This window comes from Sulfurihydrogenibium azorense Az-Fu1, from assembly GCF_000021545.1.
Classification (GTDB): domain Bacteria; phylum Aquificota; class Aquificia; order Aquificales; family Hydrogenothermaceae; genus Sulfurihydrogenibium; species Sulfurihydrogenibium azorense.
In genome coordinates this window covers 95023-109573 of record NC_012438.1, presented here as the reverse complement: position 1 = coordinate 109573, position 14551 = coordinate 95023, and the positions used below count along the sequence as shown (strand labels likewise).

At 32.9% G+C, this 14551-nt stretch carries 16 protein-coding genes; 12 read left to right on the top strand and 4 right to left on the bottom strand.

Annotation, left to right across the window (positions count from 1 at the left end; all coding sequences use genetic code 11):
- The first annotated feature begins 79 nt into the window (after nucleotides 1-79).
- The 10 genes from lpxC to SULAZ_RS00560 all read left to right on the top strand — a co-directional run bounded on the left by lpxC (nucleotide 80) and on the right by SULAZ_RS00560 (nucleotide 7328).
- Complete coding sequence (gene lpxC / locus SULAZ_RS00605; protein ID WP_012674103.1) at nucleotides 80-973, top strand: UDP-3-O-acyl-N-acetylglucosamine deacetylase; 894 nt, start codon at nucleotides 80-82, stop codon at nucleotides 971-973.
- A 101-nt stretch (nucleotides 974-1074) separates the two neighbouring features.
- Nucleotides 1075-1839, top strand: a complete 765-nt coding sequence (mazG, locus tag SULAZ_RS00600; RefSeq protein ID WP_012675113.1) for a nucleoside triphosphate pyrophosphohydrolase — start codon at nucleotides 1075-1077, stop codon at nucleotides 1837-1839.
- A 78-nt stretch (nucleotides 1840-1917) separates the two neighbouring features.
- Nucleotides 1918-2967 (top strand): succinate dehydrogenase/fumarate reductase iron-sulfur subunit, encoded by a 1050-nt coding sequence (locus tag SULAZ_RS00595; RefSeq protein WP_012674404.1) that lies wholly within the window; start codon nucleotides 1918-1920, stop codon nucleotides 2965-2967.
- A 16-nt stretch (nucleotides 2968-2983) separates the two neighbouring features.
- Nucleotides 2984-3862 (top strand): CoB--CoM heterodisulfide reductase iron-sulfur subunit B family protein, encoded by an 879-nt coding sequence (locus tag SULAZ_RS00590; protein WP_012674095.1) that lies wholly within the window; start codon nucleotides 2984-2986, stop codon nucleotides 3860-3862.
- Nucleotides 3863-3965: 103 nt separating this feature from the next.
- Nucleotides 3966-4280: an ArsR/SmtB family transcription factor gene (locus SULAZ_RS00585; RefSeq protein ID WP_012674636.1), complete on the top strand. Its 315-nt coding sequence runs from the start codon at nucleotides 3966-3968 to the stop codon at nucleotides 4278-4280.
- A gap of 1 nt (nucleotide 4281) precedes the next feature.
- Entirely contained in the window at nucleotides 4282-4599 is a 318-nt protein-coding gene (gene trxA / locus SULAZ_RS00580; protein ID WP_012673462.1) for a thioredoxin, read from the top strand.
- A 9-nt stretch (nucleotides 4600-4608) separates the two neighbouring features.
- Nucleotides 4609-5424 (top strand): acyl-ACP--UDP-N-acetylglucosamine O-acyltransferase, encoded by an 816-nt coding sequence (gene lpxA, locus SULAZ_RS00575; protein ID WP_012673512.1) that lies wholly within the window; start codon nucleotides 4609-4611, stop codon nucleotides 5422-5424.
- A complete protein-coding gene (locus SULAZ_RS00570) occupies nucleotides 5414-6226 on the top strand; it encodes an LpxI family protein (RefSeq protein ID WP_012674549.1) in 813 nt (270 codons plus the stop codon). Before lpxA ends, SULAZ_RS00570 begins: the two co-directional genes overlap by 11 nt.
- Nucleotides 6223-6795, top strand: a complete 573-nt coding sequence (locus SULAZ_RS00565; RefSeq protein ID WP_012674748.1) for a class II aldolase/adducin family protein — start codon at nucleotides 6223-6225, stop codon at nucleotides 6793-6795. The genes SULAZ_RS00570 and SULAZ_RS00565 overlap by 4 nt, the downstream gene beginning before the upstream one ends.
- Nucleotides 6768-7328 carry a hypothetical protein gene (locus SULAZ_RS00560; RefSeq protein WP_012674760.1) on the top strand — a complete coding sequence of 187 codons (561 nt, stop codon included), beginning with the start codon at nucleotides 6768-6770 and terminating at the stop codon, nucleotides 7326-7328. Before SULAZ_RS00565 ends, SULAZ_RS00560 begins: the two co-directional genes overlap by 28 nt.
- Here SULAZ_RS00560 and SULAZ_RS08975 read toward each other — a convergent pair.
- A complete protein-coding gene (locus tag SULAZ_RS08975) occupies nucleotides 7325-7495 on the bottom strand; it encodes a hypothetical protein (RefSeq protein WP_012674155.1) in 171 nt (56 codons plus the stop codon). The two genes, SULAZ_RS00560 and SULAZ_RS08975, sit on opposite strands and share 4 nt — an antisense overlap.
- A gap of 122 nt (nucleotides 7496-7617) precedes the next feature.
- Between SULAZ_RS08975 and SULAZ_RS00555 the strand changes: the two genes are divergently transcribed.
- Both SULAZ_RS00555 and SULAZ_RS00550 read left to right on the top strand, forming a co-directional pair.
- Nucleotides 7618-10158 (top strand): adenosylcobalamin-dependent ribonucleoside-diphosphate reductase, encoded by a 2541-nt coding sequence (locus SULAZ_RS00555; RefSeq protein ID WP_012673984.1) that lies wholly within the window; start codon nucleotides 7618-7620, stop codon nucleotides 10156-10158.
- Nucleotides 10155-10700, top strand: a complete 546-nt coding sequence (locus SULAZ_RS00550) for a cob(I)yrinic acid a,c-diamide adenosyltransferase (protein WP_012673862.1) — start codon at nucleotides 10155-10157, stop codon at nucleotides 10698-10700. Before SULAZ_RS00555 ends, SULAZ_RS00550 begins: the two co-directional genes overlap by 4 nt.
- Here the strand turns inward: SULAZ_RS00550 and SULAZ_RS00545 are convergent.
- From SULAZ_RS00545 to SULAZ_RS00535, 3 genes are all read right to left on the bottom strand, one after another.
- Entirely contained in the window at nucleotides 10697-12277 is a 1581-nt protein-coding gene (locus SULAZ_RS00545; RefSeq protein ID WP_012674584.1) for an ABC1 kinase family protein, read from the bottom strand. The genes SULAZ_RS00550 and SULAZ_RS00545 overlap by 4 nt on opposite strands.
- Complete coding sequence (gene thyX, locus SULAZ_RS00540; protein ID WP_012674360.1) at nucleotides 12267-13283, bottom strand: FAD-dependent thymidylate synthase; 1017 nt, start codon at nucleotides 13281-13283, stop codon at nucleotides 12267-12269. The genes SULAZ_RS00545 and thyX overlap by 11 nt, the downstream gene beginning before the upstream one ends.
- Before the next feature lie 97 nt (nucleotides 13284-13380).
- A complete protein-coding gene (locus SULAZ_RS00535; protein ID WP_012673430.1) occupies nucleotides 13381-14547 on the bottom strand; it encodes an NAD(P)/FAD-dependent oxidoreductase in 1167 nt (388 codons plus the stop codon).
- Between the last annotated feature and the right edge of the window lie 4 nt (nucleotides 14548-14551).

The following is a 14551-nucleotide window of genomic DNA, read 5'->3' as shown; positions in this document are numbered from 1 at the left end:
ATATAATAGCATTTTTAAGAAAATAGCTTGGGCATAAATTTTGCCTACACTGTTTTGAAAATCATAGTAGGAGATTAATATGATTTGCCAATTTCAAAGAACGATAAAAAAACCTGTTGTAATAGAAGGAGTAGGATTACATACAGGAAAGAAAGTAAAAGTGAAACTTTATCCAGCTAAAAAGAATGAAGGAATTAACTTCATAAGAAAAAATACACTTATACCTGCAAAAATAGAATTTGCCCACAGTTTTGAGTACTCTACTTCATTAATGAAAAGCGGTGTTGTAATCAGAACAGTTGAACATCTTATGGCAGCTCTCTATTTTACGGCAATAGATAATATCTATGTAGAGGTAGATGAAGAAGAACTTCCTATATTAGATGGAAGTAGTAAAGAGTTTGTAGACGCAATTAAAAGTGCAGGTATACAGACTTTAAACGAAGAAAAGTTTTACGCAGTTTTAGAAAATCCTGTTTATATAAACCAAGGAGATAAATACATAGAAGGAAGACCTTCAAATATAATGAAATTTACTTACAAAGCTGATTACAATAACACAATCATAGGTAAAAGATCCTTTACTTACATGCCAAACGATAAAGAGTCTTACAAAGGTCTATTTTCAGCAAGGACTTACTGCTTTTTAGAAGAGGTAGAGTATCTAAAAAATATGGGTCTTGCAAAAGGTGGCTCTTTAAAAAATGCTATCGTTTTTCACAACAACACAGTGTTAAACCAAGAAGGTTTAAGGTTTGAAGATGAACCTGTTAGACACAAAGTTTTAGATTTAGTAGGAGATTTATACTTACTTGGATATCCAATAATAGGAGAAATCTACTCATTTAAAGGTGGACACAGGTTAAACGCTGAGTTTGTTAAAGCTTTATTACACACAGACTCAATCTCTATAAAACCAGCATCAGAAATAAAGGAGTTTGTGGAAGGAGCTACTTTTGTAAAGGTAGTTTAGTTTTTTCTTTATCCTTTTCTATCAGCTATCACATTGTCATCTATCCTTTCTGTTCTGATATCATAAATTAGTTAAAATAACTTTTTAAAAGGTGGAAAAATATGGAGTGTAGAAAAGAAGGAGAAAATTTTCAAAAATTAGTTGATATAGTGGAAAGATTAAGAAGAGAATGTCCATGGGATAGACAGCAGACAAATCAATCAATAAAGAATAACCTGATAGAAGAAGCTTACGAACTGTTAGAAGCAATAGAAGAAAACGATAACGAAAAAATGATTGAAGAACTTGGAGATGTTTTACTTCAGGTTGTATTTCACAGCCAGATAAAAAAAGATGAAAACTCCTTCGATATTAACACAGTAATAGAAAATCTCATAGAAAAACTCATAAGAAGACATCCACACGTTTTTGGAGATACTCAAGTGAAAACTGAAGAAGAAGTGTTAGACCAGTGGCATAAAATAAAACAGAAAGAGAAAAAGTCTATATTAGATGGAATCCCAAAAAGAATGCCTGCTTTAACCAGAGCTGTTAAAGTTCAAAACAGAGCTGCAAAGGTAGGTTTTGAGTGGGAAAACATAGACCAAGTTTGGAAAAAAGTAGAAGAGGAACTCCAAGAGTTAAAAGAAGCAAAAACTCAAGAAGAAAAAGTACATGAAATCGGAGACCTTTTAATTGCTATTACAAACTTAGCAAGGTTTATGAAAATAGACCCTGAAGAAGCTCTCCATCTATCAGTAGACAGAATGATAAAAAGGTTTAACTACATAGAAGAAAAGGCAAAACAGATGGGAAAATCTTTAGATGATATGAGTTTACAAGAGATGGATGACCTGTGGAATGAAGCTAAAAAAATGGGGTATTAAAAAATAAAATGCTGTTTGATTTTATATGAAAATATGTTTAAATATAGTAGAGTAAATTTTTTTAAGAGGTGAAGTAGTATGGAGTTTTTCAATCTAAAAGTCTTTAGATATGACCCTACAAAAGACAGTGAGCCTTACTACAAAACTTACAAACTTCCAGTAGAAAAGGGAATGACGGTACTGGCAGCACTTTTTAAAGCAAAGGAAGAGCAAGACCCATCCATATCATTCCGTTATAACTGTAGGGCTGCTATCTGTGGTTCATGTGCTATGAGAATTAACGGCCATGCAACTTTGGCCTGTAAGGTTCAGGTGACTTACATTTTAAATAAATATCAAACGGATACGATAGTTGTAGAACCAGTTGGAAATATAAAACCGTTAAAAGATTTAATATACGATATGGACTGGGTTGTTGATAAACTCAAAAGAATTAAACCTTGGTTTATACCAAAAGAACCTCCTCCTGCTGATGGTAAAGAGTATAGACAAGACCCATTTGACCATCAAAAGATAGACTACGCATCTGACTGTATTTTATGTAACAGCTGTATGTCAGACTGTAACGCTCTAAAAGTTAACAAAGACTTCTTAGGACCTATGGTTATATCAAAAGCTTACAGATTTATAGCAGATTCAAGGGACGGAGCTAAAAGAGAAAGATTAGAGGAAGTCTTAAAAGAGTTCAACTTAGAGTGGTGTGTAAGATGTATGGAGTGTACAACAAGATGTCCTAAAGAAGTCCAACCTTACGAAAACATCATAAGAACAAGAATAATAGCCGCAGAAGAAGGTTTTAAATCTCCAGGAGAGATACACGCAGAGATATTTGAAAAAGATATCTACAACAGAGGTCTTTTAAATGAGATGCTACTTCCTATGAGACAGGAAGGACTACTTGGAGCTGCAAAGAGAGCACCTTTTGGAATAAGAATGTTCTTTAAAGGAAAGGTAAACATAGCAGATTTCTTTGGAGGACACAAAGTAAAAAGACACGAAGAAGTACAAAAAATAATGGATAAAGCAAGACAGGTCAAAGACAAAGTTAAAATAAAGATTATTCCAGACGTCCAAACTGTATACGAAGACAAGAGAAAATCAAAAAAACTTAAAGAGCAAAAGGCCTAAAAGGAGGTAAAAAAAGATGTTAAAGTATGCTTTTTATACAGGATGTTCAGCAAAAGGAGTTGCACCAGAGCTGTATGACTCAACAAAACTTGTAGCGGAAAAATTAGGAATGGAACTTATAGAACTTGAAGCTGCAACATGCTGTGGAGCCGGAGCAGTCCAAGAAAAAGACGAGTTTATGTCCCTTGTTATAAACGCAAGAAACCTTGCACTGGCAGAAGAGCTTGGACTGGACATGCTTACAATCTGTAATACCTGTACATTAATGCTAAGAGAAGCAAAGTTTAAGTTAGACAAAAATCCAGAAGTAAGACAGGCAGTAAACGAAGTTTTAAAAGAGGTAGGTTTAGAGTATAAAGGAACTATTGAAGTGACCCATTTTCTATGGGAAGTTATAGATGCGGTAGGTTTAGATAAATTAAAATCTATGGTAGTAAGACCTTTGAAAGAGTTTAACATAGCACCGTTTTACGGTTGCCACATCATAAGACCACCTTACTTGATAGGATACGAAGACCCTGACAATCCAAAATCTATTGAGATGCTAATAGAAGCTCTAGGAGGAAACCCTGTAGACCACGAAGCAAGACTAGCTTGTTGTGGTTTCCACTCATTCTGGTCAGCTGAGGATAAAGTAACCCTAAGACTTACAGCTATGGATACACAGGCAGCAAAAAAACAAAAAGCAGACTTTATGGTAACACCTTGTCCTCTTTGCCATACACAACTTGATGCTATGCAACCAGAGGCAGAAGAAAAGATAGGTGTAAATATAGGTATGCCTGTTTTACACTTACCACAGCTTATAGGTCTTGCAATAGGCTTAAAACCAAAAGAGTTAGGTCTCCACAAACACGTAATATCTACGAAGTCAATCATAGAAAAAGTAGCATAACCCTCTACAAGGCAGGCTTAAACCTGCCTTATTGCTTTTATAAAAAAATATAATTATAATATATTCTAATATCCTTAATATATCCTTAATAAGTAGGTGTAACATGCTTAAAGACCAAGACATTATAGAAAATGAAAAATGGCAAGATGAACAGTTTTTAGAAGATACAGCCGAACTTTTAAAAGCTTTAGCCCATCCAGCCAGATTAAAGATAATAGGATACCTTGCAAGTGGTAAAAAGTGTGTAAAACATATATGGGAAGCTCTTGACCTTCCTCAACCAAACGTATCTCAACACCTTTCAATACTTAGAAACAGAGGAATCTTAGGATACAAGCGAGAAGGTTCAATTGTGTGTTATTATATTAAGGACAAGAGAGTTTTAGATTTATACAAAAATTTAATACAGGAGGATTAGTATGGCAGGCAAAGTAATATCAGTTAACGAATCAAACTTCGAACAAGAAGTTTTGAATTCTGATGTACCAGTTTTAGTTGACTTTTGGGCACCTTGGTGTGGACCTTGCAGACTAATAGCACCAATAGTTGAAGAGATAGCAGAAGAAATGGAAGGAAGAGCAAAAGTAGTTAAAGTAAACACAGACGAAAATCCAAACCTTGCAATGAAGTATGGAATAAGAGCAATACCTACAATAATGGTATTCAAAAACGGAAGAGTTGTTGATACAAGAGTAGGAGTTCAACCAAAAGAAGTTTTAAAAGCCCTCTTAGCGTAAAGGAGCTTTATGGTAGAGATACATCCATCAGCAATAGTAAGTAAAAAAGCAAAATTAGGGGTCAACGTTAAAGTTGGCCCTTTTTCTATTATTGAAGATGAAGTTGAGATAGGGGATAACACAGTTATTCACTCATCAGTAAAGATAAAAAACTACACAAAAATAGGTTCAAACTGTCAGATATACGAAGGTACAGTAATAGGAAACATTCCTCAACACCTTGGCTTTAAAGGAGAAATCTCTTACGTAGAGATAGGGAACAACACAGTCTTAAGAGAGTACTGTACAGTTCACAGAGGAACATCTTTTGATGATGGAATAACAAAGATAGGTGATAACTGTTATCTTATGGCTTACGTTCACATTGCCCACGACTGTAAAGTAGGACACGATACAATTTTAGCAAACTGTGTAACACTGGCAGGACATGTTAAAATAGGAAACTATGTCTTTGTAGGAGGACTAACTCCAATCCACCAGTTTTGTAGAATTGGGGATTATGCAATGGTTGGTGGAGCTTCCGCAGTAGATAAAGATATACCACCCTATACAAGAGCCTCAAAAAATCATGCTCTACTTTACGGACTTAACTTAGTTGGACTAAAGAGAAGAGGATTTTCCCAAGACCAGATTAAAATAATAAAAGAAGCCTATAGAATCTTGTTTAGAACCTCTCCCACAATAACAGAAGGTATAAAGATAGTAGAAGAAAAGCTTCCAAAAACTCCAGAAGTAGAAAACCTTTTAAACTTTGTAAAAACAACAAAAAGAGGAATAGCTCCAGACGCATCAAAAAGAAAATTACTACTTGCAGATGAAGAGTGATAAAATCGGACTTATCGCAGGCTGGGGAGACTTACCACTAACCTTTGCAAAATCAGCTTTTGAAAAAAATCAAGACTTAACTATAATAGCCATAAAATCCTCTGCAAGTAAAGAGTTAGAAAAGTATGGAAAAACATACTGGTTTTCTTTCACAGAAGCACAAAAAATAATAGACACTCTAAAAAAAGAAAAAGTTAAAAATTTAGTAATGCTTGGGAAGATAGAACATAAATCTATACTTTTTCACCTTCATAAGTTTGATGAAAGGGCAAAGAATTTTTTATTTTCACTAAAAGACAAAAGAGCAAAATCAATTCTTCATTCCATAATAAACGAACTTGAAAAAGAAGGATTTGAGTTTATAGACCCTACTCCTTTCTTATCTTCCCTTTTAGTAGAGGAAGGATTTTTGGTAAATCCCATAGAAGATGAGAATATAAAAAAAGATATAGTATTTGGAATGAAGATAGCAAAAGAAGTTGCAGACCTTGATATTGGACAGACTGTTATTGTAAAGGACGGTGTTGTGATAGCAGTTGAAGGGGTAGAAGGAACAGATAAGTGTATACTAAGAGGTGGAGAGTTAGGTGGAGAAGGAACTGTTGTGTGTAAAGCAGCACGTAAAAATCAAGATATGAGATACGATGTACCTGTTGTAGGTGTTAAAACCTTAGAAAGTATGAAAAAAGCAAAAGCAAAAGTTTTAGCTGTAGAATCCGGAAAAACTTACCTATTAAACAAAGATGAGTTTATAAAAAAAGCAAAAGAGTATAAAATATCAGTCTTAGGAGTCAAACTTTGAATGAGATTATAAAGCAGATGCAGTTTACAGGAATGGTTTTACACCAACTTAGACTTGTTTCATCTCATGGTGGAAATTTAAGTGTAAGAGATGGAGATTACATTTACATAACTAAAACTGGAAGAATGGCAGGCTTTTTAAAAGAAGAAGATATAATAAAACTACCTATTTTTCAAGAAACACCACAAGATAAAGAAGCTTCTATAGAGCTTATAGTTCATAGAGAAATCTACAAAAAAAATCCTGAAATATCAGCAATAGTTCACGCCCATCCAATAACAGCTACCACACTGGCTTATTTTTTAGATGAGTTTGAGCCTATAGACATAGAAGGACAACTCTTTATAAAAAAAGTTCCTACATGTATAGTTAGTAAACCCTCTGCATCGATGGAGCTGGCAGAAAGTTTGGCAGAAATATTTAAAAAAGGTTATGTTGTATCTGTGGTTAGGTCTCATGGCAGTTTTGCAGTTGGAAAAAGTCTAAATGAAGCGTTAAAATATACATCAACCTTGGAAAACTCGGCGGAGATTTTTTACAGATGGAAAACGATAAGTTTGATGAAATAGTCAGTATATACTTAAGTATTGTAGGTAAAGACCCGTTAAGTCTTTCTGCATCAGAGTCTCAAGTTTTAGAAGTATTAATAAATGAGCATGGATACGAAAAAGTAAAGCTATTTTTAGAACGCTTTAAAGAACTCTATCCCTTAAAAAAATCAAAAAGACCTCAAGCCTTACTTGTATCTATTGCAAAAGAAGTAGAGCAAAGTGAAGAAAAACAACCACTTAAAGCCTACGAAAACTCTATAACACTCGAACACCCTGAAGATGATTTAGATATAATTACAAGAAAGTTTAGATTGAAAGTTGATAAAGAAATACTAAACATTTTAGATAAAAACTTAAGGAAGTTTTACATCTCAGAAGAGATTTATAAAAAAATATGGCAAAACCTTTCAGAAGAAGAGAAAAAACTCTATACAAAAAAAGCCATCTCAGATATAAAAAACTTAAAAATTGTAGATAGAAAAAAGTTAAAAGAAGCTATTTACTATAGGAGAAAGTATCTTATAAAAAAAGACTACAACATACTATTTTAATTTTTTTTCTTCGAATAATGGCTGACCTGTAGTTCCTCTAAAACCTTTAGGGTTTCATAGTAAGTTTTAAAAAGTTCAACTCTCTTTTGAGAGTCAACCGACTCTATAGCAACTATAAAATCTTTTGTTATCAAATCTATTTTACTAATTAAATCTTTAACTGCCATAACATCTACCTCCCAAAATAAATTGAGATTTATTCTCAAATAAAACAATCAAAATTAAAATGATTTTTATCATAATTGCAATCTTTACAAAATAGACTTATACTTTTAAAAGGGGTGGTTTTATGATTGAAAAGATTATAAAAAGAGACGGAAGAGTTGTAGATTTTGATATTTCAAAAATAGCAAATGCAATATGGAAAGCTATGCAAGCAGTAGGAGAAAAAGATAAAAGTTTGTCAGAATCTTTAGCTAAGAAAGTTGTAGAAAAACTGGAAAGTAAACTCTCTTCTAATCAAATTCCAACTGTTGAACAAGTACAAGACATTGTTGAAGAAACATTAATAGAAGCAGGACTTTCAAAAGTAGCAAAAGCATACATTCTTTATAGAGAAAAAAGAGCTCAGATAAGAAAAGAAAAAATGCAAATTTTAAATAAAGATTATATAGATGAAGTAGATAAAGCTTTTGATATTAACGCTTTAAGAGTCTTAGTTTCAAGGTATCTAAACAAAGATGAGTCGGGAAGAGTTGTTGAAAGCCCTAAACAACTTTTTCAAAGAGTTGCAATCCATGTAACTTTACCTTCTCTTTTATACGATGAAAGAGTATTTTCTAAAAAATCTTCCTTACAAAAAGAAAGTAAGATAAAAATACAGGACTACCTTGGAAAAGCAAGGATTGGAAAATACTTTTTGAACATATACCACTTAGAAGCCCTTGAAAGACTTCATAAAAGAATGAACAAAGAAAAATTAATGAAGAAAGACTTTTCAGAAATACTTAATATGTTAACAAAGGATGAGTTTAAAGATTACGAAAAAGAGGTAGATGAATACTATAACCTCATGGTAAGTCGTAAATTTATGCCAAACACACCAGCCCTTGTCAATTTTGGTAATCCTCTTGGAATGGGTATGGCTTGCTTTGTTTTAGGTATGGAAGACTCTCTTTTATCTATAATGGAAACTTTAAAAAACGCAGCTATAATATTCCAATCAGGAGGAGGATGCGGTTATAACTTTTCTACATTAAGACCTGAAGGTGATTTTGTAAGATCAACACATGGAGTTAGCTCTGGACCTATAGCTTTTATGACTCTCTTTGACAAAATGACAGATGTAATAAAACAAGGTGGTGTTAGACGCGGTGCAAATATGGGTATTCTAAACAGTGATCATCCAGATATAGAAAAATTTGTAGTTGCAAAAAAAGGCAACTTACAGCTTACAAACTTTAACATATCTGTTTTCTTAAAAGAGGATTTTTGGGAGTACTACAAAGAAAATAAACCTTACCCTCTTATAAATCCAAGGAACAAACAAATAGTAAAATACATAAACCCGAAAAATTTTTTTGATTTGATTGTATATCAAGGTTGGGAATCGGCAGAACCAGGGCTACTTTTTGATGACAACATAAACAGATACAATCCTTTTTTAAAAGCGTTAGGAAAAATAGAATCTACAAACCCTTGTGGAGAAGTCCTCTTATATCCAAACGAGTCTTGTGATTTAGGTTCGATAAATCTATGGGCATTTGTTGAGGAGGAGTACGACGGAGAAAAGAGAGTTGTAAAGATTAACTGGGAAGATTTAGAAAAAACGGTAAGATTAGCTGTGAGATTTTTAGATAACATTTTAGATATAAACAAGTATCCTCTTAAAAAAATAGAAGAAAGAACACTAAAAACAAGAAAGATAGGTTTAGGTGTAATGGGACTTGCTGATACTCTTTTTGAGCTGGAACTACCTTACGATAGTAAAGAAGGCCTTGACTTTATGGAAAGGATAATGGAGTTTATAAACTACTACTCAAAATTAGAATCAATAGAAATAGCTAAAAAGAGAGGCTCTTTTCCATACTTTAACAAAAGTTTTTATAAAAATGGAAATTTACCATTTAGAGGATTTTACGAGAAAGAATCTTGGCATTTTGATTGGGAAAAGGTTTCTCAGGATATAAAAAATCATGGACTAAGAAATGCATACACTACTGTAATAGCACCGACAGGGTCTATAAGTATGATAGCAGGATGTTCTGCTGGTATAGAACCTGTTTACAGCCTAGTTTATGAGAAGAAAGTTACAATCGGTTCTTTTTATTACGTAAATCCTGTCTTTGAAAAATTTATGGAAAGAGAAGGTTTATTTGATGATAACCTAATAAAAGATGTTGTTAGAAACAATGGAAGTATAAAAAATATACCTTACATACCTCAAAGGTACAAAAATGTTTTTAAAACAGCAAAAGATATTTCTGGAAAAGACCACGTAAAAGCTTTAGCATCAATACAAAAATGGGTAGATTCTTCGGTATCTAAGACAATAAATTTTCCAGAAGATGTTAGTATAGAAGAGATGAAAGAAACTTACCTTTTAGCCCATGAACTTGGATGTAAAGGTCTCACAGTTTATAGAGAAAAATCTATAGCTGGAGTTTATACAGTACCACAAGAACAAAAAGAAGAAAGAAAAGTTATGACATCTTTAAAAGATGAAAAAGTAAAAGGTCCTACTATCTACAAAGAGATAACACCTTCTTTTTATACTCAGGAAGATTATATAACAGCATCTGAAAAATGTCCCCAATGTGGAACTCCTCTTATAGTTAAAGAAGGTTGTAAAATCTGTCCTAACTGTGGATGGAGTGCGTGTAGCTTATGATATACATTTTTACAGGAAACGGTAAAGGAAAAACTACAGCAGCAATAGGCACAGCCATAAGAGCTTTGGGAAATGGTGAGAAAGTTCTTTTTATCCAATTTATGAAAGATGAAACTATCACTTCAGAAACAAAGATTTTAAGAAAATTAGAAAACATTACTCTAAAAAGCTTCGGTAGAAAAGGGTTTTATTTACCAAAGGATATGCTTGAAAAAAATCCCGATTTAGTCAAATACGGAGTAAAACCTCTTGAAGAGATTGATAAAAAGCTTGCTTACGAAGGTCTTGAATTTGTAAGAGAAAACATAGAAAATAGCGATTTAATAGTTCTTGATGAAGTTTGTATAGCCATTTATTTTAGACTTTTAAAAGTTGAAGATGTAATAGATTTATTAAAAAAATTTCCCCACAAAGATTTTATAATTACAGGTAGAAACTGTCCACAAGAGTTGTTAGATATAGCTGATTTAATAACAGAGATGAAAGAAGTTAAACACCCATACCAAAAAGGCATAAAGGCCAAAAAAGGATTAGATTATTAAAACCTGATTAATCTGTACAATAAAAAGAGAAACGTTAAGAAAGACAGATACATTAAAATCTTAGAAGTCTTAAAATCTCCTGCCATTGAAAATAAACCAGAAGATATTAAAAATGCCGCAAAAATTATAGATAATGCTATCTTTGAAACTTGACTTTTGTAAAAGTTCTGTAGCTCCTCTAAATCTTTAAACAGAATTCTAAGGGTTAGTCTTTCTATGTTTAAAAGTTTAATTATCCTATCTAACTTAAAGGCTAAGTTGTAGTAGAAGTCAAAAATCTTTAATATTTCATTAAATTTTTCTCTTGTATACTCTACTACTGACTTAGTTAAAAACTTGGATAGTCTTTCAGTTGGATTAAAGGATGGGTCAAGGTTTCTTATCACTCCATCAAGACCTATTGCTGATTTTCCAAGGTATGCTAAAGAGGTAGGCAGTTTTAAATTACATTCTCTCATGAGGTCAATAATCTCTAAAACCATCTCTTTTAGATTTATGTTTGATAAGGTCTTATTGTAATACTTTTCTATAAATGTTTCTACAAAACTTTCAAGTTTGTCTAAATCTGTTTTAGGAGTTATCATTCCCATTCCTTCGTAAAAGTTCATAGCCAGTTCTGTGTTTTTGTTTACCACTGCAAATATATGTTCGTAAAGGAGCTTCCTTTTTTCTCCTGATATATTACCAACCATTCCGTAATCAAGTAAAACAACTGTTCCATCAGATTTAATGATAAAGTTTCCAGGATGAGGGTCTGCGTGGTAAAACCCATCTTTAAACACCATTTTGTAGTAAGCATCTGTAATAACTTCAGCTAAATGTTTCCTAGAGATATTAATTTGGTCTAACTGAGATAGTTTATAACCTTCTATAAACTCTAAAACAAGTAAGTTTTTTGTAGAGTACTGTGGGTAGTACTTAGGAATGTAAAAATTCTTATTGTAGTTCTCAAAGTTTTTTCTAAAAGTTCTTATGTTAGATGCTTCTATCTCAAAGTTAGCTTCCCTTAGTGTTGTGTATTTGTACTGGTATATTACAGACTTTAAATCAAGGTCTTTTACTGTTTTTGAGTGTTTTTCTAAAAATGAGATTATTTTTAAAAATATCTCTGCATCAAGAGATATTAAATCTTCTAAACCCGGTCTTTTTACCTTTACAGCAACTTTTTCTCCGGATTTTAAAACACCATAGTAAACCTGTGCTATAGAAGCTGACCCTATCGGATTTGGGTCTATATACTGGAAAACTTCTTCTAAGGGTTTGTTAATCTCATTTTCTATAATCGGTTTTATTTGGTCAAATGGTATTGGTTGTACTTTATCTTGAAGTTTAATAAGTTCAATTATCACAGACTGAGGTATTAAATCTGGTCTTATACTGAGTATCTGACCAAGTTTTATAAAGGAAGGTCCTAAATACTCAAGGGTTTGGCGTATCTTTTGAGGTTTTAAAGAAGGGTCAACCTCTATACCAAATAAAACTTTAAAATACTCGTAAATGTTGTATATTCCAAGTTTTGAAAGTTGTAGAGTTATCTCTTTAAATCTACTGTAGAATTTTAACTTTTTAGAAAGCACCTTGTTCTTCCAAAAGCTGTTGCATCTTGTATGCTAAACTCCTTATCTCCCACTGGGCGTGGGGAGTATTTCTTTTTTGTATGAAGTCTCTTATCCAGCTCAACGTTCCAGATACCACTATAGTAGTTCTTCTTCCGTTTGGTAGGAAAAATCTTGCATCTTCTCTTTTTATTTTAAAGTAATGGACAAAAAGGTCGTATATAAGCTGTGATAATTCATCATAAACTAATGCCATTTCATGAGCAGTCATAGTTTTTGATAGTCTTATATTGTTTACTCTTTTGTCTAAAATCTCAATACTGTCTTTTACTGTTTGACTTGTATTGTCTACAGATTTTTTTATTATGTCTAAAATCTCGTCAAACAAGTCTTTTATATTCTCTACAGTTTTTAAATCTACAGTTTTATCGTTCTCTTTTACTGATGGGGGAATGATACAGTAATTTTCTTCTTCCCTTACATACCTTTGACTTCTTTGAGAAAAGTTTAGAGCTGTATGTCTGACTAACTGATGGGTTAGAGTTCTGCTTACGTTGTCTATAAAAAACACGGCGTAGCCGTCATACTCTGTTATAAGACCTATTAAAGAAACATTTTCTACAGTTCCAAGTGGGTTTATAGGTACATCAAACTCTGCTATCTTCTCAAAAGCTTTTAAATACTGCTGTGGGTCTATTTCCAACAGCTCCTCGAGGTAGTGTCTGAGACTTACTCCTATAACATCTGGATATTTGGGGTTGTAGTGAGATTTAAATTTTGTTGCAGCTATCTTTAAAGCGTTTAACTCTCCGACTTTTTTGTATACAAAAGAATGGGAGAAAACAGAAAAGTGTTTATAGTTTCCAAGTTTTGACAAAAAGTTAGCCCTTGTCTGTTTATCTACAACCCTTGGGTCGTTTAACAAAGACTGTAAATCTCCATCGTTATAACAAACCCTTGCCCCAAGTGCAGTAAAAGGTATGGTCTTACTAAAATCTTCTAAAGAGAAAAAATCTGTTATCTTCACTTAACAACTCCAAAAAAGATGGTTTAATTAGATAATTTTAGCAGAAAATATAAAAAAAAATAGATAGCAAATTTCTAACAATGCAATTAATCTAAATCTACATTCCTGGGAGTCTTGGGATTTTTCCTAATTTAGAGAGTTTGTAGTATAGTCCCCAGCCTTTCTTCATCCAATGCCCTATTATAGGAAGTGGTAATAGTAGAGCCCTTTTATTGTCTCTGTAGGCAAGACCTCCACCATTCCCCATATCCATAAGACATAGGATGTTAATATGTTCTATGTAAGTTTTTGGATTACCTTTTTCTAATCCTTCTTTTAAGGCTATGTTGTACGCTGTATTCCTTGCCATTACTTCTGCTAAATGACCTTGTTTTGCCTTCCAGTCAGGACCTTCAAGACTACAGCTGTCTCCTACAGCGTAGACGTTTTCAACACCTTTTACTTGGTTTGTAAGCTCTACTACTATAAATCCTGCTTCTGTTTGAGGAAGGTTGCCAGATTTTACAGCAGGATGACCATCACCAGCAGGCACAAAACAAGTTAAATCAGACTCTATCTTTGTTCCATCTTCTAATAATATACCGTCTTGGGTAAACTCTGTTATCTTTTTTCCTGTGTAAGATTTTATATTTAACTTTTTAAACATCATATCCATCATTTTTAAAGCATTTTCTCCTAATCTTTCTCCTGGTTTTGGCATAGGAGCAAAGAATATAAGCTCAAAGTTTTCTCTTATTTTTAATTTTCTAAGATAGTAGTCAACGTTAAATAGAAGCTCAAAAACAGGACCACCTCTAACAGCTTCTTTTGCTTTTGGATTACCACCAAAGCCAAAGGCAAGTTTTCCATGTCCTTTTTTAACAAGTTGGTCTAACTTCTCTGCATATTTAAGAGTTTCATTGGGATTTCCACATATAGAGTAAGTGTACTCAATACCCTTGTGTTTTAACTTATCCTGACCTAAGGCAACTACCAAATAATCAAAGTCTTTTCTCTCACCAGCTTTCTCTAAAGTAAAACTATCTCTATCTACTTTTAAAACCTTGTCTTGAGTGAATTTAAATCCATGCGCATTTGCAAGGTCTTTTATAGGTATGATAACATCTTGAAACTTCTTTTCTTTTGTGGGAATCCAGATTGATATTGGATAGATGTAAAAGTAATCTCTATCAGAGATAACCTCTACATCAAATTTATACTTTCTTAAAAAGATAGCAGCTTCAATACCTCCTATCCCACCACCAAGAACTACTACTTTTTTCATCGTT

Bases quoted from the DNA above. Each gene is read 5' to 3' on its own strand.
- SULAZ_RS00535 (WP_012673430.1), bottom strand. From the start codon at position 14,547: ATGAAAAAAGTAGTAGTTCTTGGTGGTGGGATAGGAGGTATTGAAGCT.
- trxA (WP_012673462.1), top strand. From the start codon at position 4,282: ATGGCAGGCAAAGTAATATCAGTTAACGAATCAAACTTCGAACAAGAA.
- SULAZ_RS00595 (WP_012674404.1), top strand. From the start codon at position 1,918: ATGGAGTTTTTCAATCTAAAAGTCTTTAGATATGACCCTACAAAAGAC.
- SULAZ_RS00585 (WP_012674636.1), top strand. From the start codon at position 3,966: ATGCTTAAAGACCAAGACATTATAGAAAATGAAAAATGGCAAGATGAA.
- SULAZ_RS00550 (WP_012673862.1), top strand. From the start codon at position 10,155: ATGATATACATTTTTACAGGAAACGGTAAAGGAAAAACTACAGCAGCA.
- SULAZ_RS00555 (WP_012673984.1), top strand. From the start codon at position 7,618: ATGATTGAAAAGATTATAAAAAGAGACGGAAGAGTTGTAGATTTTGAT.
- lpxC (WP_012674103.1), top strand. From the start codon at position 80: ATGATTTGCCAATTTCAAAGAACGATAAAAAAACCTGTTGTAATAGAA.
- SULAZ_RS00590 (WP_012674095.1), top strand. From the start codon at position 2,984: ATGTTAAAGTATGCTTTTTATACAGGATGTTCAGCAAAAGGAGTTGCA.
- lpxA (WP_012673512.1), top strand. From the start codon at position 4,609: ATGGTAGAGATACATCCATCAGCAATAGTAAGTAAAAAAGCAAAATTA.
- SULAZ_RS00570 (WP_012674549.1), top strand. From the start codon at position 5,414: ATGAAGAGTGATAAAATCGGACTTATCGCAGGCTGGGGAGACTTACCA.
- mazG (WP_012675113.1), top strand. From the start codon at position 1,075: ATGGAGTGTAGAAAAGAAGGAGAAAATTTTCAAAAATTAGTTGATATA.
- SULAZ_RS08975 (WP_012674155.1), bottom strand. From the start codon at position 7,495: ATGGCAGTTAAAGATTTAATTAGTAAAATAGATTTGATAACAAAAGAT.
- SULAZ_RS00560 (WP_012674760.1), top strand. From the start codon at position 6,768: ATGGAAAACGATAAGTTTGATGAAATAGTCAGTATATACTTAAGTATT.